Annotated in this window: 10 protein-coding genes and 1 pseudogene; 7 read left to right on the top strand and 4 right to left on the bottom strand. The window is 69.6% G+C overall.

The genetic code is table 11. From position 1 onward, the window contains the following. Window positions 1-451 precede the first annotated feature (451 nt). The 4 genes from ACIRQF_RS10900 to ACIRQF_RS10885 all read left to right on the top strand — a co-directional run bounded on the left by ACIRQF_RS10900 (window position 452) and on the right by ACIRQF_RS10885 (window position 10179). A complete protein-coding gene (locus ACIRQF_RS10900) occupies window positions 452-8212 on the top strand; it encodes a polymorphic toxin-type HINT domain-containing protein (RefSeq protein WP_404091774.1) in 7761 nt (2586 codons plus the stop codon). A gap of 24 nt (window positions 8213-8236) precedes the next feature. Then, window positions 8237-8602, top strand: a complete 366-nt coding sequence (locus ACIRQF_RS10895; protein WP_404090887.1) for a hypothetical protein — start codon at window positions 8237-8239, stop codon at window positions 8600-8602. A 240-nt stretch (window positions 8603-8842) separates the two neighbouring features. Next, a complete protein-coding gene (locus tag ACIRQF_RS10890) occupies window positions 8843-9181 on the top strand; it encodes a thioredoxin family protein (protein WP_404090884.1) in 339 nt (112 codons plus the stop codon). A gap of 143 nt (window positions 9182-9324) precedes the next feature. Then, entirely contained in the window at window positions 9325-10179 is an 855-nt protein-coding gene (locus ACIRQF_RS10885) for a DMT family transporter (RefSeq protein WP_376636328.1), read from the top strand. Window positions 10180-10335: 156 nt separating this feature from the next. Here ACIRQF_RS10885 and ACIRQF_RS10880 read toward each other — a convergent pair whose 3' ends face one another. Further along, window positions 10336-12072 carry an amidase gene (locus tag ACIRQF_RS10880; protein ID WP_404090881.1) on the bottom strand — a complete coding sequence of 579 codons (1737 nt, stop codon included), beginning with the start codon at window positions 12070-12072 and terminating at the stop codon, window positions 10336-10338. 176 nt (window positions 12073-12248) lie between these two features. Here ACIRQF_RS10880 and ACIRQF_RS10875 point away from each other — a divergent pair, with 176 nt between their 5' ends. The 3 genes from ACIRQF_RS10875 (at window position 12249) to ACIRQF_RS10865 (ending at window position 15972) form a co-directional block, all read left to right on the top strand. Beyond that, the gene (locus ACIRQF_RS10875) at window positions 12249-13037 is read left to right on the top strand and encodes a TetR/AcrR family transcriptional regulator (protein ID WP_404090879.1); all 789 of its coding nucleotides are present in this window, start codon (window positions 12249-12251) and stop codon (window positions 13035-13037) included. Window positions 13038-13387: 350 nt separating this feature from the next. Continuing rightward, a complete protein-coding gene (locus ACIRQF_RS10870) occupies window positions 13388-15112 on the top strand; it encodes a lamin tail domain-containing protein (protein WP_404090876.1) in 1725 nt (574 codons plus the stop codon). Window positions 15113-15291: 179 nt separating this feature from the next. After that, complete coding sequence (locus ACIRQF_RS10865; protein ID WP_404090874.1) at window positions 15292-15972, top strand: DUF642 domain-containing protein; 681 nt, start codon at window positions 15292-15294, stop codon at window positions 15970-15972. Between the two features lie 205 nt (window positions 15973-16177). On the opposite strand, the pseudogene ACIRQF_RS10860 reads toward ACIRQF_RS10865, so the two are convergent. The 3 genes and pseudogenes from ACIRQF_RS10860 to ACIRQF_RS10850 form a co-directional block, all read right to left on the bottom strand. Then, a pseudogene (locus tag ACIRQF_RS10860) lies at window positions 16178-16315 on the bottom strand (IS5/IS1182 family transposase); the annotation flags it as partial. A 24-nt stretch (window positions 16316-16339) separates the two neighbouring features. Then, on the bottom strand, window positions 16340-17233 hold the full coding sequence (locus ACIRQF_RS10855; RefSeq protein ID WP_404090871.1) for an RNA polymerase sigma-70 factor: 894 nt from the start codon (window positions 17231-17233) through the stop codon (window positions 16340-16342). A 37-nt stretch (window positions 17234-17270) separates the two neighbouring features. Continuing rightward, window positions 17271-18512 carry an NAD(P)/FAD-dependent oxidoreductase gene (locus ACIRQF_RS10850; protein ID WP_404090868.1) on the bottom strand — a complete coding sequence of 414 codons (1242 nt, stop codon included), beginning with the start codon at window positions 18510-18512 and terminating at the stop codon, window positions 17271-17273. Window positions 18513-18587 lie beyond the last annotated feature (75 nt).

The raw sequence follows: 18587 nt of genomic DNA, 5'->3' as shown, positions 1-18587 counted from the left end.
ACCTCTCGTCACCCGGGCCCCCCTTGCGGGGATTTGGGGTACTTCGCAGCAGTCGATGTCCGGTTTGACTTATGTATCGCAAAGATCAGCACCGGTGATCGTCTGCGGCGAACTGGGCGTGACCCACTTCACTTCGCACGTGCGCAACCGGAAACCGCCGACCTTGCTCTTTTTGCTGCTCATGAAACAAAGTACGCACGCACGCGCCTGATCGAGGCGTGTGCTTTTTGGTGTTTCCGCACCTCACACGATGTCTGAATTGCCAGGGTGGGAGTCGACGCGCATGCGTGCTTCAGGTCCGCTGTCATGGCTGGGGCGGGGACGCCCAGCCATGACGGAGTCACAACGACGGCGCCGGCGGCGAAGCCGCACGGCCACCGTCCTTTTGTTGTCCTCGACACTGACCGTGACGAGCCTCGGCGGGCAGGCGCTCGCCATCCCGGGCCCGGGCATGAACCGCGAGGAGCAGACCACCACGGTCGACCTCCCGGACATCCCCAAGAGCACCGAACTCGACGGTGACGCCGAGGCGCAGAAGACGCTGAGCACGGCGCCCGAGGTCCCGGTCGACAACTACGACCCGAAGGCCACCGCCGCGTGGACGTCGGGCACGGGTAACGCGACGCTGTCGGCGAGCACCACGCCGGGCACCACCGTCCCCGTCACCAACGGTCTGCCGATCGCCCTCGGTGTGCCCGAGGGAGCCGATCCGGCCGCCGTCGCCGGTGACTGGAAGGTCGACCTCGCGCCGCCGACCACCTCGCAGGACGCGGGTGTCTCCGGTCTGGTCATGAAGGTGACCCCGCCGACGACGGTCGACCCGGCCGCCGAGGTCGCGCTGACGGTCGACACCACCGGGTTCGCCGACCTCTACGGGCCGCAGGCCGCCGACCGCTTCGGTCTGGTGCTGCTGCCCGAGTGCGTCTACTCGTCGCCGACCACGGGCGACTGCGCCGACGACGCGGGGGCGACCCCGATGTCCGGCAAGGACGACACGGACAAGTTCGAGCGCCTGAGCTCCACCGTCGAGACGGTGCCCGCGAAGGACGCGCCGACCAGGACGACCGCGGCGAAGAACTCCGCGACCCGCAAGATCATCACCGGCACCGTGCCGGTGGCGAGCCTGCTGGGCGAGGGCTTCACGGCCACGCCGACGAAGGCCTCGTACCGTGACGGCGTGCAGCCGGTCGCGAACGCGGCGGGCGGCTCGGCGGTCGGCATGCTCGACACCGGCTCCTCGGTACAGGGCGACTTCACGGCCTCGCCGCTGCTGTCCTCCGGCTCCTGGTCCTCCGGCTCCTCGTCCGGTGCGTTCACGTACTCGTACCAGGTGCAGACCCCGGAGACCGCCGGCGGTCTCATGCCGAAGGTCAACCTGTCCTACTCCTCGCAGTCGGTCGACGGCCGTACCTCGTCGTCGAACAACCAGGCTTCGTGGATCGGTGACGGCTGGGACTACAACGCGGGCTCGATCACGCGTACGTACGTCAACTGCCGTCAGGACTCGAAGAAGGCCGGCTCCAACAACTCCACGCACAAGACCGCGGACCTGTGCTGGGGCTCGGACAACGCCACGCTCTCCCTCGGCGGCACGACCACCGAGCTGGTCTGGGACGAGGCGAAGGGCAAGTGGTTCACGGCCAACGGCGACGGCTCGAAGGTCGAGCGGATCACCGGCCAGGCCACCGGCAACGGCGCCAAGGACGGTGAGTACTGGGTCGTCACCACCAAGGACGGCACCCGCTACCACTTCGGTCTGAACAAGCTCCCGAACTGGTCCGACAACGGCACCGCCGCCGACGACCCGACCACGGACTCCGTCCTGACGGTCCCGGTCTACGGCAACCACCCGGGCGAGGACTGCTACAAGGGCTCGACCACCAACGACTGGAAGAACTCCTTCTGCACCCAGGGCTGGCGCTGGGGCCTCGACTACGTCGAGGACGTCCACGGCAACGCCATGTCGCTGTGGTGGAAGAAGGACCAGAACTACTACGCCCGGAACTTCAACTTCAAGGCTCCGGTCGTCTACGACCGCGACGGATACCTGTCGCACATCTATTACGGCCAGCGCAAGGACAACATCTTCAGCGCCACGGCCCCGGCCCGCATCGGCTTCACCGTCGCGGAGCGCTGCTACACCGTCGGCTCGGTCACCTGCACCGACGACAACTTCAAGTCGAAGGACCCCGGCCAGTACCGGCCCTGGTTCGACACCCCGGCCGACCTGCGCTGCGAGTCCGGCAAGAAGTGCTGGAACGCCGGCCCGACCTTCTGGACCCGCAAGCGCCTCGACAAGATCACGACCTCGGCGCAGCGCCGGACCGACACCACCGCCCGCCAGGTCGTCGACGAGTACCAGCTCAAGCAGTCCTTCGCGGAGCTGAAGACCGGCCCGAACACGGCACTGTGGCTGGAGTCCATCCAGCGCACCGGCTACGCCCGCAACGGCTCCACCGACGCGAGCGTCTCGCTGAACCCGGTCCGCTTCGAGTCCAACAGCGAGGACATGCCGAACCGCGTGAAGGCGGTCAACCCGCAGCGCCCGGGCTTCTCCCGGCTGCGCATCGCGCGTGTCATCAACGAGTACGGCGGCGAGACCGTCGTCACGTACAAGCCGATCACCGGCAAGTGCCTCTCGGGCGCCGGTCTGCCGCTGAAGACGGACAAGGCCGGCCTCAAGGCGAACAGCGAGTTCTGCTACCCGTCGTTCTGGAACCCGGACCCCGAGGTCGAGGACATCGACTGGTTCCACAAGTACGTGGTCCAGTCGATCGAGGAGCTCCCGAACGTCGACGGCGCGTACGCGACCAAGACGGCGTACGAGTACAAGAACCCGGCCTGGAAGTTCGCCGACGCCGAGTTCACCAAGAAGTCGACCCGGACGTGGTCGCAGTTCGCCGGCGCCGAGCAGACCACCGTCATCACGGGTGTCGAGGACCCGGCGATCGGCAGCAAGCAGTCCAAGGCCGTCACCCGCTACTTCCGCGGCATGGGCGACACCGTCCCGGTCAAGGACGTCCACGGCAACGTGATCAAGGCGTCGGACGGCTCGACGGTCTACGACCGTGAGGCCTTCGCCGGCCGCGTCTCCGAGGAACTCAGCTACACGAACGCGACGGACGCCGACACCGACTGGCTGACCCGGAGCACCACGATCCCCGAGGCCACCGAACTGGCCCGGCGCAACCGCGACGACGGCCTGGACCCGCTGAAGGCCTGGCGCGTCACGGAGCCCGAGGAGATCGCGTACACGAAGTCCTCGGGCACGAACGAGGACGACCCGCGCACGGTCCGCGAGGTCCGGACGAAGACGACCTACGAGTCGACGTACGGCCTGCCGACCCTGGTGGAGTCGCTGGGCGACACGGGGCGGACCGGTGACGAGTCCTGCACCAAGTCCGAGTACGTGCACCACACCACCAAGAACCTCATCGGCCTCTCGAAGCAGGTCCTCGTCTCGCCGACGACCTGCGCGAACGCGAACTGGACCGACCTCACGACCCTGACCGGGGCCAACCGCACGGCGTACGACGGCGGCACCTACGGTGCGGCCCTCGCCGACACGTCGCGTGGCCTCGCCACGGAATCGTGGTCGCTGAAGGGAGACGGCACCGGCTTCCAGACCAACGGCACGACCGGCTTCGACGCCATCGGCCGTGTCGTCCGGCAGACCAACCCCGATCAGAAGACCTCCACGGTCGCCTTCGACCCGCCCGCCGGCCAGGTCTTCAAGGTCACCGAGAGCAACTCGCTCGGACACTCGCAGGTGCAGGAGCTCGAGCCGGGGCGTGCGACCACGCTCAGGACCACCGACGCCAACGGACTGGTGAGCGAGGCGAAGTTCGACCCGCTGGGTCGTCTCGCCGAGGCGTGGGCGCCCGGCCGTACCCCGGCCGCGGGTGCCGTTCCGGACTTCCGGGCCGAGTACACCATCCCCGCCGAGGAGACGGACCCGAACGACTCGTCGCTCAAGATCCGCAAGCCTCCGTTCGTCACCACGTACGCGCGTGGCTACGAGGACCGGGTCGAGACCTCGGTGACGCTCTACGACGGTCTCGGCCGTGAGCGCCAGTCGATGGAAGAGGCCGACAACGGCGCCGGCTACCTCGTCACGGACACCCTCTACAACAGCTCCGGTGAGGTGTGGCAGACCAACAACGCCTACCTGACCAGGGAAGCCCAGCCCGGCGAGCTCTTCACCCCGCTCGCCGACACCGCGATCCCCAACATCACCCGCTACACCTACGACGGTCTCGGCCGCGTCGTGCAGGAGACCCCGTACATGAAGTACGTGGACCCTGTCACCAAGGAGACGTCCTCGAAGGCGTACCCGGAGCGGGCCATCCGCTACGAGTACGGCCAGGACTGGTCCAAGGTCGTCAACCCCGCGGGCGTCTCCTCCTACCGCGTCTACACCGACGCGCTGGGGCGCACCGCACGCGTGGACACCTTCAATCCGGCCGCGCCCAAGGGCTACACGTCGATGTCGTACCAGTACGACACGCGGGGCCAGATGGTGAAGGCGACCAACTCCGCCGATCCGACGCACCCCTGGTCGTGGACGTACGACCACCTCGGTCGCACGGAGACCGCGACGGACCCTGACACGGGCACCACGCGCACGGAGTACGACGCCCGCGGACGCGTGCAGAGCACGCTGAACGCGCGCGGAGTCAAGGTGTGGAACGGCTACGACGAACTGTCGCGCCCGACTCAGCAGCGTCTGAACGACGCCGGCGGCACCCTGCTGGCCGACTTCACGTACGACACCGTCCCCGGCGGCAAGGGCATGCCCGCGACCGCCACGCGCTACACGGACGGTCTGCCGTACACCCAGAAGGTCAACGGCTACACGAAGGACTACCAGCCGACCTCGACGACCCTGTCGCTCCCGCAGTCGCTCGTCGACACATGGGGCTTCGCCAAGGACTACACGTACGGCTACACGTATTCGGACACGGGCCAGCTCGACGAGGCACAGCTTCCCGCGGTCGGAAAGCTGGCGGCCGAGAGGATGGTCGTCCGGTACAACAAGGACGGCAAGCCGCTCTCCATCTCCGGCAAGGACTGGTACAGCTCGGAGACCGTCTACTCGCCGTACGGCCAGGTCCTCCGTTCGACGCTCGGCACGCAGCCCTACCGGGTGTGGACGCAGAGCTCGTTCGACGAAGGCAGCGGTGAGCTCAAGGAGCAGTCGGTCTACCGGGAGCAGAACACCGCCAGCCTCGTGGGCGGGAACCTGGTCTCGAACCGTGGGTACACCTACGACCCGGCCGGCAACGTCACCTCGATCCAGGAGAAGTCCGTCGGGATCGAGGAGCGCCAGTGCTTCGCCTATGACCCGCTGGGCCAGCTGAAGTCGGCCTGGACCTCCAAGGACCAGGCGACCTGCACCACCCCGAAGAACACCGACGGCACCCTGAACGTCGCCTCGGGGCAGGACGGCTCCGGCTACTGGCAGGAGTACGAGTACGACCTCCTCGGCAACCGCACCAAGCTGACCGAGAAGGACCTCACCGGCGACGTCAACAAGGACGCCGTCAGCACCTACGAGTACGGCAAGGGCGTCGCCAAGGACCAGCCTCACACGCTGACCAAGGTGGCGAAGAAGTACACCACCCCCGCCGGCGCCCAGGTGACCGCTGAGGCGCAGCGCGTCTACGAGCTGACCGGCGAGACCAAGTCCGTCACCTCGATCCAGAACGGTGACAAGCAGGATCTGACCTGGACTTACGACGGCAAGGTCGACCGGATCAACGGTCAGGGCTCGAACGGCAGGACCCCGTACGTGGGTCTCGGCCAGAAGTGCATCGACCTCAAGTCCGGTCTGGCGGCAGCGGGCAACGCGATCCAGCTGTACGGCTGCAACGGCACCGTGGCACAGGCGTGGCACTTCGACCCGGCACCGGGTCAGGCGGACGCCAACCTCGGCACGCTCGAGGTGTACGACACCTGGTGCGTCCAGCCTGCCGCCAACACGGCGGGTTCGGCCGCCCAGCTGCAGAAGTGCAACGGTTCCGCAGCGCAGCAGCTCAAGCGCAACGCCTCGGGTCAGCTGACCCATGTCGCCTCCGGCCTGTGCCTCGCGGTGCAGGGCGCGGCGAACGTGAACGGCACCGCGATCGTGCTCGGCACCTGTGACGCGGCCCAGGCCGCCCAGCAGTGGCTGGCACAGAACGACACCCGCCACGTCTACGGCGCGGACGGTGAGCGTCTGCTGACCATCCAGGGCAAGCAGGCCACGCTGGACCTGGGCGAGTCCCAGGTCACCGTTCAGCAGGGCGGCGTCCTGGTCCGCAGCGAGCGCACCTACTCCGCCCCCGGTGGGGCTGTACTGCGCTACGCCAACGGCACCGGCGGCGATGCCCTGGTCGCCCTGGCGATGGACCACCAGGGCAGTGTCTACGCGGAGGTCGCCCTCTACAGCGGCATGCCGGTCCGGGTGCGCAAGCAGGACCCGTTCGGCAACCAGCGCGGCGCCGACACGGTGGGTCAGAACCTCCAGACCCACCGCGGATACCTGGGGAAGACCAGGGACGACGCCTCCGGATTCCTGCCGCTGGGCGCCCGTCTCTACGACCCGCTGGTCGGGCGCTTCCTGTCGGCCGACCCGATCCTGGACCTGGACGACGTCCTGCAGTCCAACGGGTACGCGTACGCCCACAACAACCCGGTGACGATGGCCGACCCGACGGGTCTGTCCATCAGCCTGACCGCTTCCGAGCGGGCGGCGGCCCTCGCGGGCGCGGGTCTGTCCGCCGCGCAGGTCGCGCAGGCCGAGGCGATGCAGGGCAAATCCCTCACCTCGGTGATCCTCGCGGTCGCGTGGGAGACCCTGAAGGACTTCATCGGCATCAACGACGCCATGGCCTGCTTCGGCGGTGACATGTGGTCGTGCGGCAGCATCATCCTGGACGCCATTCCGTGGACGAAGCTGGGCAAGATCCCGTCGGTCCTGAAGGCGATCAACCGCACCATCGACGCCATCCAGGCGTTCAAGGCGGCCAAGCGGGCGGCCGAGGCCGTCCTGAAGGCGGCCAAGGCCGCCGAGGCAGCCGCGCTACGGGCCAAGAAGCTGGCCATCGAGAAGGCGAAGAAGGAAGCCGCCCAAAGAGCCAAGAAGAAGGCCGCCGAGCAGGCGAAGAGAACGGCCGACAGAGCTGCTGCCGCGAAGAAGAAGACCGGTAACCCGGTCCAGAAGAAGGCGCAGGCCAAGGCCGCGCCCAAGGCCTCCTCTCACGCAGGTGGCAAGGGCGGCGGCAAGGGCGGCGGTGGCAAGGCCAACCTGAGCAAGCCCGGCGGCTCCTCCGGCGGTTCCTCCCGTGGCAAGGGCGGATCCAGCGGAAGCGGAGGCTCCGGCAAGGTCGAGGAAGGCAGCGGCTCCTGCCCCGTCAACAACAGCTTCGTGCCCGGCACGAAGGTGAAGATGGCCGACGGCTCGACCAAGCGGATCGAGAAGGTCAAGGCCGGCGACAAGGTCGTCGCGACCGACCCGAAGACCGGGGAGACCCGGATCGAGACGGTCACCGCCGCGATCAAGGGCCACGGTCTCAAGAACCTGGTCACCGTCACCATCGACACCGACGGCAGCGCGGGGTCGAAGACGGCCCAGGTCACGGCGACCGATGCCCACCCGTTCTGGGTCCCCGAACTGGGTGAGTGGGTCGACGCCACCGGCCTGAAGGCGGGCCAGTGGCTCCGGACGAGCTCGGGCACGCACGTCCAGGTGAGCGCGATCAAGCGCTGGACGGCCCCGGGCGCGACGGTCCACAACCTGACGGTCTCCAACACCCACACGTACTACGTGCTGGCGGGGACCACGCCGCTGCTGGTCCACAACTGCACCCTCGGGTCCTACAGCGACAACGGAAAGTCGGGCAGGGATCTCCGTCGTACGGCGGAGACCTCCAACGGTGAGCAGTGGCAGTTCAACACGGGCCACGGCTACTACCGACCGCACAAGGAGGGCACTCCTCAGGAGAACTCCCTGGAGCGGGACACGGACCTGACACCGGACGAGATCGAGCAGGCTATCGTCAACGACGTCCATGCCTTCCGAAACGAGGGGGGAACGATTCCCGCCCTCGGCAAGGGAACCAAGGAACTCACACGTAGTGTGATGGTGCGCGGCTACGACGTCGGCTATCGGATCGGGTACACCGCACACGACGGCGTGATGCGTGTGGCGACCTACTGGCACAACAACTGAGGATGAGAAGTGTCTAGGCTCACGGTGCTGGCAGACGAGATGGTCGAGGCCATTTCACGAGGTGACGCCGACACCATTCGCGAAGCCGAGAGGCGATTCGTCGAGTGCGTGACGTTCGCGGACGCCGGCGAGATCCTGGCGATGCTGAACACGGTGATCGAGGCCGACTGGATGGCGCTGCCCCCCTGGGCACGCAACCTGTCGTACCGCCTCGCCTGCCTGCAGCGTCCCGACGACCCGGATCTCCTGCGTGAAGCGGGCGCCGACCTCTACAACTTCGGTCCCGACTGGGACGACATCGCGGCAGTGCTGGAAGCGCGAGCCGAGGAGCTGGAGAGGAAGGGCGCCGGTGAAGCAGGGCCTGGTGGTGAGGGAGCCGCCGGCCGGTGACACCTGCCGTATGAGCTGAGACACCCTCGAGGGTGCCTGCCCGGATCTTCCGGGCAGGCACCCTTCGTGCATCTCCGGCCCCTGGTTGTCGATCTTCTGGCCCCGCCTTCCGTGGCAGCGCCTCCTCCGTCACGTGTTTCGCGGACCGGCGCCGAGCCGCCGCCGGACGTTCTGCAGCACCGCGTGAGGGATGATGGGGACCGAATGACGCAATGACGGAACGCGAGGTCGGGATCTTCCATGGTGAAGCGGGTGCACCAACCCCGTGAGGACGCGGAGTTCGATTTCATCCTCAGGATGAGCGACGCGCCGGTCCTCGCGTACTTCATCGGGACATGGCCCAAGGCGATCGAGCCCTGCCGGGCCACGGACCTCGTCGTGGGCGGCATCGCCGACGAGTACGCGGGCCGCCTCACGGTCGTCCGTGCCGACATCACCCGCTGCCCGGCCGCGACCGAGCGCTACGGGATCACCGGAGCGCCGTCGTACGCCCTGCTGAAGGACGGCCAGGCGGTGGCGCACGGCAGCGGGCCGATGTCGAGCACCGAGTTCCGGGCGTTCCTGGACGGCGGCCTCTGAGCACGGCCGCCAGGGGGTCCCGCCCGGGCCCGCGTCCAGCGAGCCGCTCGGTGTGACCGGTGGAGGTCGCCCGGGACACGAGAGCGCGACACCACCCTGGTGTCGTCGTTCGATGGGTGGCGGTTCGCGGAGAATGTGCCGGTATGGGCGTCGTCCTGCCGGTTCTCTTCGCCATGTGTGCCGCGTTCAGCAATGCGCTGGCCACCGTCCTCCAGCGGCGTGCCGCGCTGACCGTGCCCCGGTCGGACTCCTTCCGGCCCGGGCTGATCCTGGACCTGGTGCGGCGTCCGGTGTGGCTCGCCGGGATCCTCGCCGTGATCGTCGCGGGGGTGGGGCAGGCCGCGGCCCTGGCGACGGGTGCGCTGTCCCTCGTGCAACCGCTGTTCGTGCTGGAACTGCCGCTCGCCCTGCTGATCGCCTCCGTACTGGCCCGCGAGCGCCTGTCCGGGTGGCTGTGGGCGGCCGTCGCCGCCGTGGTGTGCGGGCTCGGCGCGGCACTGCTGGCCGCCTCGCCCTCCGGGAACCGTACCCGTGTCGAGCTGGACCGCTGGGTGCCGGCGCTCGTCGCCTGCGCCGTCGCCGTGGTGGTCCTCGCGGCGGCCGGGCTGCGCCGGCCGCCGGGCCGGGCGCGCGCGGGCTGCCTCGGCGCCGCGACCGCGATCTGCTACGCGCTGACCGCCGCCCTGATGAAGACGTCCATGCACATCCTCGGAGACGGCGGTCTCGGCGCCTTCCTGACGTCCTGGCAGACCTACGCCTTCTGCGTCGCCGGAGTCGCGGCCGTGCTGCTGCTCGAGCACGCCATGCAGGGCGGACCGCTCGTCGCCTCGCAGCCCGCCCTCACCCTCGGCGACGCCACGGTGAGCCTGACCCTCGGCGTGCTGCTCTACGGGGAGCACCTCCGGACCGGCTGGTGGCTGCTTCCCCAGCTCGCGGGCATCGCGCTGATCGTCGTCGGGGTGTTCGCCCTGGCCCGTAGCGGCGTCAGCTCGGCCTGAGGCGGGCGCCACGGCTCACCGGCTGGCCGAGGCGGGCGACACGGCTCACCGGCTCGCCCGCTTCTCCTCGTCGCGCCGGGCGGAGGTGCGGCACAGCTCCGCCGGCGGACCGCTTCCTCCGCCGGCTGCCGCGTCCGCCCGCAGGCCTCCGTCAGGTCACTCTGCGGACAGCCGCGGCGTGCGCGGCGGTGCGGTGCGCCGGTCGCCGGTCTTCTCGAATGCCGCGGCGAGGGCGAGCAGGGCGTTGTCGTCGTAGGCGCGGCCCGCGAAGGTCAGTCCGACGGGCATGCCGGTGTCCGTCATGGTGCCCATGGGCACGGTCACGGTCGGGATGCCGAGGTGGCGGGGGACCAGGTTGCCGTTCGCGACCCAGACGCCGTTGCGCCAGCCGAGGTCGGCGGACGCCACGTTGACGTCCATGTCCGCGGGGCCCACGTCGGCGACCGCGGGGAAGAGCACCGCGTCCAGGCCCGATTCGTCCATCCACAGCTCCAGGTCGACGCGGCGCGTCTCCTCCAGCCCGCGCAGCCCCTGCTCGAGGTGCGGCATGTCGGTGAGGGACGCGTACGGGCGCTCCCGCACGAGGCGGGGGTAGTCGCCGATGGTGTCGTCGAAGCCTTCGTAGCGGTCGGGCAGTTCGCCCTCCTGCTTGGGCCATATGCGGGTGCCGTCGACGTCGGCCAGGGTGGAGAGCGCCGGGTCGCCGTTGGCGCGCAGGAAGTCGTCCCAGGCCCAGGCGGACAGGTCCTCGATCTCGAAGGTGAGGTACTCGCGGCTGACCAGTCCGCGGGTGAGCAGCGAGGGCGCGCCGGGGCGGTCGGACTCGTAGTTGGACACCACGGGGAAGTCGACCTCGACCACCTCGGCGCCGGCCGCCTCCAGGTCGTGGCGCGCGGCTTCCCACAGCGCGATCACGGAGGGGCGCGTGTCGATGCGCTGCCCGGTCTGGCCGCCGATGCCCCCGTCGGGGTTCGTTCCGGCGGCCGGGTCCGCGTTGATGTACATCCGGGGCACGCCGACGCGCTTGCCGGCGAGTGCGTCGGACGCGGCCTCGGCGTCGGCGGGTGCGAGGGCCGGGTAGGAGGCGGGGCGGACCTGCGACGGGGAGGGCAGCGGCACCCACGGCTGGGCACGCCACAGGTCCCCGCGCGTGTCCGGGTCGTCGGCGACGATGACGTCGAGCAGTTCGAGCAGGTCGGCCATGGTGCGGGTGTGCGGGACGACGACGTCCATGGTGGGTACGAGGGGCCAGTTGCCGCGGACCGAGATCACGCCGCGGCTGGGGGTGTAGGCGCACAGGGCGTTGTTCGAGGCGGGGGCACGGCCCGAGGACCAGGTCTCCTCGCCGAGGCCGAACGCGCCGAAGCACGCCGCCGTCGCCGTGCCGGAGCCGTTGGAGGAGCCGGAGCCGTAGGCGCTGGTGAGCCAGTCCGCGCTGTACGGGCTCTCGGCGCGGCCGTACACGCCACGCTGCATGCCGCCGTTCGCCATCGGCGGCATGTTGGTCAGGCCGATGAGGACCGCGCCGCCCGCGCGCAGCCGCTCGATGGCGAAGGCGTCGCGCTGGGCGACGAGGTGCTCGAACGCCGGGGAACCGGACGCGGCCGTGAGCCCTTCGGCGAGGTAGCTGTCCTTGGCGGTGTACGGGATGCCGTCCAGCGGGCCCAGCGTCTCGCCGCGGGCGCGGCGGGCGTCGGAGGCCTCCGCTTCCGCGCGGGCGTGCGGGTTCATGACGACCATCGCGTTCAGGGCGGTGGCCGTGCCGGGCCGGTCGTACGCGTCGATCCGCGCGAGGTAGGCGTCGAGCAGGCCGACGGCGGTCGTCTCGCCCTTCTCCAGCGCTGTCCGCAGGTCGGCGATACAGGTCTCCACGACATCGAATCCGCGCGTCATGTGGGTGTCTCCTGGCTGGTGAGTAGGGCAGGCGGGCCGCTGGCCGTCGGGGCGACCTGCCCACAGCAGGCCGTCACACACCCCATCGCACTGACTAGATTTTCAGTCTAGACTAACGGTCTAGATTCTCGGAACCTAGACTGGTGACCCGGATCATCGGAACCGAAAGTGAGCTCATGCCGACGTCAGAGACCGGGCCCGCGCTCCCCGACCGCCTCTCCCCGTCGAAGGGCGTGATCGGGTCGGCGGGCGCGGAGGCCGGCGCCGCCTCGCCGCCCGCGGCACGGGTCCCGATCGAGAGGAAGCGTCAGCCCAGCGGGGACGACGCGCGGGGGCGGGCGATGCGGGCCGCCATCAGCGTCATCGCCGAGAAGGGCACGGCGGCCCTGCGGATGTCGGACATCGCCGCGCGGGCCGGCATGAGCACCGGGCACATCCTCTACCACTTCGGCAAGAAGGACCGGCTCCTGCTCGAAGTCCTCGCGTGGAGCCAGGAGGACCTCTGGACCCGGTTCCAGCAGGCCGCCGACCAGGCCGCGTCTCCTGCCGAGAAGCTGGACCTGTTCGTCCGCTTCTACCTGCCCACCGATCAAGGCGACGAGCGCTACGCGCTGTGGACGCAGGTACTGGCCCAGCGCCACGACGCGGCAGGCCGGCAGATCCTCACCGAGCTGCTGGACGGCTGGGACGAGCGCCTGGAAGCCATCCTTCGTGAGGGCCGGGAGCGGGGGCACTTCGCCGACGTGGACATCCCCGAGTTCACCATCCGGGCCGTGGCCATGCTGAGCGGGCTCTCCGAAGACGTGATGTTCGGACGCTCCCGCTGGCAGCACACCTCCGCCCACGCGTTCGCCCTGTCCGCCCTCGAACGCGAACTGCGTCCCACGGGTGCCCGTCAGCACTCGACCAGCACAGAGATCAGAAGCGCTGGTTCTCACGGAGGAGCCGGGGGCTTCAACGACTGAATCGGAGGCTGCCAGCTCACGTCATCGGCACCGACGGTAGCGGCGCGCCGCTTCGGCGGCGCACGTCGTGAGTCGGGTCGCGGCCTCGGGGGCGGCGAAGACCTCGGGGGTGGGTCCCGGTGCCGGCCGCGGGGCGCCTCACAGAAGCTCCTTGTCGGAGATATGGCGCCCCACCCGCGCCCGGTGCACACTGTGCAACGCGCGTAGAAGTGACATCCGGAGGAAACCCTCCGGTCCCCCGCGCGCAATCCGGCCCGCATAGAACTGCCCTGCCGCCACGGCGTGTCCCCCCACAGGCCCCGGTGCGGTGCTCCGCGAACCGTCCCCAACCGCTCGCGAAAGGCACCTTCATGTCGTCCCGTCCGATACCTGCCAGACGCCCCCGCCGCACCGCCGCGCTCGGCATCGCCTGCCTGGCCGCCGCCACGTCGCTGGCAATGCTCACCACCGCCCCCGTGGCCAACGCCGCCCCCGCGATCCCGTCGCAGGGATCGCCGACGCAGCTCGACGTCGGCAACTGGAACGTCGAGTGGTTCGGGGCGCCGGACTTCGGCCCGACCGACGAGGCGCTGCAGCAGCAGAACGTCCGCGAGGTCATGGCGGGCGCCGACATGGACGTGTGGGGCCTCTCCGAGGTCGTCAGCACCTCGGCGTTCGACACCCTCGTGGCCGGCATGCCCGGGTACACCGGGGTGGTGGCCAACGACCCGATCGTGACGAACGGCGCGCAGTACTACTCGGACTTCGGCAACACCGAGCAGAAGGTCGCCCTCGTCTGGCGCTCCAGCATGGCCACCCTGGTGAGCGCGAAGGTGATTCTGACCGAACAGAACAGCAACTTCGCCGGCCGCCCGCCGGTGGAGTTCACGTTGCGCGGCACGTTCGACGGTGTCACCCGTGACCTCGTCTTCATCGTCCTGCACGCGAAGTCCGGTTCCGCCCAGGATGCATGGAACCTGCGCAACCCCGCGTCGCAGGCCCTCAAGTCCTATCTCGACACGACCTACCCCACGCAGAACGTCTTCGTCGTCGGTGACTGGAACGACGACGTCGACACCTCCATCACGTCCGGGAAGGCGTCGCCGTACGCCAACTTCGTGAACGACGCGGCGCGCTACACGTTCCCGACGCGGGCCTTGTCGCTGGCGGGCGTGTCGTCGACGGCGGGCTACCCGGACTTCATCGACCACCAGCTCACCACCAACGAGGTGCAGGCCAAGTACGTCGCCGGCTCGTCGACCGCCTTCCAGCCCCAGCCCTACATCCCGAACTACGCGACGACTACCAGCGACCACTACCCGGTGCTGGCCCGCTACAACTTCGTCATCGGCGGTGGCGGCGGCTCGAACCAGCAGCCCACGGCCTCGTACACCCACTCCTGTGCGGCTCTCACCTGCACCTTCACCGACGGCAGCACCGATCCCGACGGCGCCGTCGTCAGCCGCAGCTGGGACTTCGGCAACGGCCAGACCTCCACGGCGACCAACCCGACCGTGACCTATGCATCGGCCGGCACCTACCCGGTCTCGCTGACCGTGACGGACAACGGGGGTGCCACCCGCACCACGACCCAGAACGTCACCGTCACCGCCGGCGGCGGCGGCGGACACGCCAACGTCATCGTCAACGAGGTGCTGGCCAACGAACCCGGCAGCAGCACCGCCGGCGAGGCCGTAGAGATCGTCAATACCGGCGGCACGGCAGCCGACATCTCCGGCTGGACGATCCGGGACGGCTCGGCGGTACGGCACACGTTCGCGGCCGGCACGACGCTGCAGCCCGGCAAGGCCATCACCGTCTTCGGCGCGAGCTCCGCGATCCCCGCCGGCATCACGGCAGTAGGAGCCAGCACCGGCGACCTCAACCTGTCCAACGGCGGCGACCAGGTCATCCTTCGGGATCCGACCGGAGCCACGGTCCAGTCGATGACCTATACCTCAAGCCAGGCCAACTCCGACGGCGTGTCCATCAACCGAAGCCCCGACGGCTCGGCGACCGGCGGCTGGGCCAAGCACAACACCATCAGCTCGCTGACCAGCTCGCCCGGTCGGCACGCCGACGGAACGGCCTACTGAGCCCAGGCCCACCGGCTCGGCTGCGAAGTGATCACTCAGCCGGTGATGAAGGAGGGGCTGCGGTGGGGTGAAGCCGCGGAGGCGGAGACGTGGAGGGCGGGGAGACGGTGGCGGGTGACTGCACCGTTTGCGGTAGGCCTTCTTTCGGATGACAGCGTGACCTGTCGCGTTCACGGAGGGTGACGACGTGGCAAGGATACGTCCGCCTCACCCAGAACGTGCCCAGCGCCGCCATCGTGGCGATGAACAGCTGGGGGAACGGAGAGACACTGATGCCGTCCATCCAGACCATCAAGCACGGGCTCATCGCAGCCGCGGCTGCGTCGGCCTTCACAGCGACCGCTGCGGTTCCCGCTCACGCCGCACCCGACCACCAGTACCTGCCGCTGACCAACCCCTCGTTCAACCAGCCGCAGCTCGCGAGCGGCTACCTGGGCGTGGGCCCGGGGGGTTCCACCATCCCCGGGTGGACCGTTACCGGGACGGTGGACGTGGAGTCCGCGGAGTGGGCGAAGACCGGCTCCGCCTCCCAGGCGGTCAGCCTCAACGGAAGCAGCATGGGAGGCATCTCCCAGGCTCTTCCGACCACTCCCGGACGCGCCATCTCCGTCACTTTCCGTTACGGAACGGAGACGTGGACGGGCTGTGACACGACCAAGAGCCTGCGCTTCACCGTCTCCGGAGCGGGCCCGGATTCAGAGCGGTTGATCAACGCCGGCACGCCCGACAAGGCCAACCCGAACTGGAGAGTGGCGACCTATACCTTCACCGCTCAGAGCCGCATCTCTCACCTTCGATTCGACTCGGTCATCGAGGGCCACTGCGGTGCGGTCATCACCGACGTCACCGCGGAGGAATAGCCCCCAGCCGGCTGGTGCGACCGGCCTCCCGATCGAGCTGGGCCCCGAGGTTCCAGCCCCGCTGTGGTCACTCACCCACTGTCGGGGGGCCACGGCTGTCGCATCAGGGCGATCCCTGCTTTCTCTGCTCCCCATGGCCCGCCGGATCCCGGTGGAAGCTCAGCGAGCGGGCCGCGTATCGGAAGGCGAGAAGTGGAGCCGCCGGCCCGAGGCTTCTGCCCGTGGAAGGTGGGCGACGCAGCGTCGGGCGCGGTTCAATGCCGCGCTTCCGCAGCAGGCGGCGGTACTTGGCGAAGTCGCAGCGCCGGTCCGCGTACAGGCGCCGGGGCCTGTGCTGCGGTCGGCGGGGCGCCGGGGTGTTCGGCCCCTAGCGGGTGAGCGGGGTCTCGGAGTCGAGATGGGTGAGCTTTTCGGGGTTGCGGACGAAGTAGAGGCCGGTGATGCGGGTGTTCTCGACGCGGACGGCCATGACGCCGTCGAGTGCGCCGTCCAGGTAGGCGGCGAGCGCGGGGCTGCCGTTGACGACGGTGGGTACCCAGGCGACGGCGGCCTGGAGCTTGGCCGTGCCGCCGAGGTAGAAGCGGACGATCTTCTGGGCGCCGACGACCGGGTGCAGGGCCGCCTTCTTGAGGCCGCCGCCGTCGCTGAGCAGTACGACGTCGGGGGCGAGGACATCCAGGAGGTCCTGGGGGTTGCCGGTCTCGATGGCGCGCCGGAACGACTCCAGTGCTGCCTGGGCCTCGCTGGGCGATGCCGTGGTGCGGGGGCGGCGGGCTTGGACGTGCTTGCGGGCGCGGTGCGCGATCTGGCGGACCGCTTCGGGGCTCTTGTCGACGGCCTCCGCGATCTCGTCGTAGCCGACCTCGAAGACCTCGCGCAGCACGAACACCGCCCGCTCGGTCGGAGCGAGGCTTTCCAGGACGAGCATCATCGCCATCGACATGCTCTCGGCGAGTTCGAGGTCCTCGGTCACGTCCGACGAGGTGATCAGCGGCTCGGGCAGCCACTGGCCGACGTAGGACTCGCGGCGTCGCTTCACGGTGCGCAGCCGGTTGAGTGCCTGGCGCGTCGTGATCCGCACCAGGTAGGCCCGCCGGTCGCTCACCCGTCCGAGGTCCACGGTGGCCCAGCGCAGCCAGGTTTCCTGAAGTACGTCCTCGGCGTCGGCCGCCGAGCCGAGCATCTCGTAGGCGACGGTGAACAGCAGGTTCCGGTGGGCGGTGAACGCCTGCGTCGCCAGGTCGGTGGTGTGGTCGGTCATCTCAGGGCCTGTCTCCTGGCAGGTATGACGGGACGGGTCAGCCGCGGGCGGCTTCTCCGCTTCCTACTGGACGGGTCGTCGCCTGGTCGTTCGATTTCGGCGTCCCGGGCAGGCGCCGCCTTCGGGTGGGGAGGCCGAAGGTGGGGTGGGAGGTGGTCCACAGCGACATGCCGAGGATGCCGGCCTTGATCCGCGCGGCTTTCCGGCCGCCCAGGTACGTGGGCTTCGCCTGGGCGTTGTGGTCGACCATCTGCAGGATGCCGTCGCGCCGCCCCAGGCTGATGTGGTTGCCCACGTACTCCAGCCCGGTCTGCTTGACCCTGCCGCCGGTCAGGCGGGCCACGATCGCGGCCGTCGCCTGTCGGCCGGTGTAGCCGGCGGAGGCACAGGACATGGGAAGGGGAAGGCCGTTGTCGCCGAGGGCGTGGGCGCTGTCGCCGACGGCGTACACGTGCGGGTGCGACACCGAGCGCATGGTGCGGTCGACGACGATCCGGCCGTCGTCGGTGACCTGAAGACCGGCGGCGGCGGCGATCGGGGCGACCGCGAACCCGGCCGTCCACACGGTCGCGTCGGACGGCAGGACGGTGCCGTCCGAGCAGAGGACCCGCCCCGCTTCGACGGATTGCACGCTGGTGTGCTCCAGGACGGTGACGCCGAGCCTGGAACAGGCCCGGCGCACGTGGTCGCGGGCCCCGGCGGAGAGAGGAGCGGCCAGTTCGCCGCGGGCGATCAGCGTCACCGACAGGCCGGGCCGGGACTCGGCGACCTCGGTCGCGGTCTCGATCCCGGTCAGCCCGTCGCCGACGACCACCACCTTCCCGTCCTCACCCCGCGCCTCCAGACCGTCCAGGCGCTCCCGCAGCCGCAGCGCGGAGGGCCGGGCGGCCACGTCGAAGGCGTGCTCCGCGGCGCCGGGGACACCGTGGTCGCCGCCGTGACTGCCGAGTGCGTAGACGAGCGTGTCGTAGCCGACCTCACCGTCGGTGCTGGTTACCGTGACGACCCGGCGCTCGGGTTCGATGCCGGTGACGTGGGCCACGAGCAGTCGGATCCCGGTTCCCGCGAAGACATCGGCGAGCCGCGGGGTCGCGATCTCCTGGCCGGCCGCGAGCTGGTGCAGCCGCAACCGCTGTACGAAGTCCGGCTCGGCGTTCACCACGGTGACCTCGACCTCCGACGGCGCCAGCCGCCGCGCCAGGGTCCCGGCGACGTAGGCCCCGGCGTAACCGGCGCCCAGAACCACGACGCGGTGCTTCGTGCCGTTCCTGTCGGACATGGCTTCCTCCTCAGCATCAGGCGATCGGACACAAGACACCGGACCACCGCCCCCTGTGACATGAAGTGACCCGGA

The sequence above is a fragment of the Streptomyces sp. NPDC101191 genome, from assembly GCF_044767915.1.
GTDB lineage: Bacteria > Actinomycetota > Actinomycetes > Streptomycetales > Streptomycetaceae > Streptomyces.
The sequence above is the reverse complement of the archived record's forward strand: the minus strand, read 5'-3'. Positions and strand labels throughout refer to the sequence as shown.

Coding starts and splice junctions, on each gene's coding strand:
- ACIRQF_RS10900 (WP_404091774.1), top strand. CDS start 452: ATGAACCGCGAGGAGCAGACCACCACGGTCGACCTCCCGGACATCCCC.
- ACIRQF_RS10890 (WP_404090884.1), top strand. CDS start 8,843: ATGGTGAAGCGGGTGCACCAACCCCGTGAGGACGCGGAGTTCGATTTC.
- ACIRQF_RS10885 (WP_376636328.1), top strand. CDS start 9,325: ATGGGCGTCGTCCTGCCGGTTCTCTTCGCCATGTGTGCCGCGTTCAGC.
- ACIRQF_RS10880 (WP_404090881.1), bottom strand. CDS start 12,072: ATGACGCGCGGATTCGATGTCGTGGAGACCTGTATCGCCGACCTGCGG.
- ACIRQF_RS10875 (WP_404090879.1), top strand. CDS start 12,249: ATGCCGACGTCAGAGACCGGGCCCGCGCTCCCCGACCGCCTCTCCCCG.
- ACIRQF_RS10870 (WP_404090876.1), top strand. CDS start 13,388: ATGTCGTCCCGTCCGATACCTGCCAGACGCCCCCGCCGCACCGCCGCG.
- ACIRQF_RS10855 (WP_404090871.1), bottom strand. CDS start 17,233: ATGACCGACCACACCACCGACCTGGCGACGCAGGCGTTCACCGCCCAC.
- ACIRQF_RS10850 (WP_404090868.1), bottom strand. CDS start 18,512: ATGTCCGACAGGAACGGCACGAAGCACCGCGTCGTGGTTCTGGGCGCC.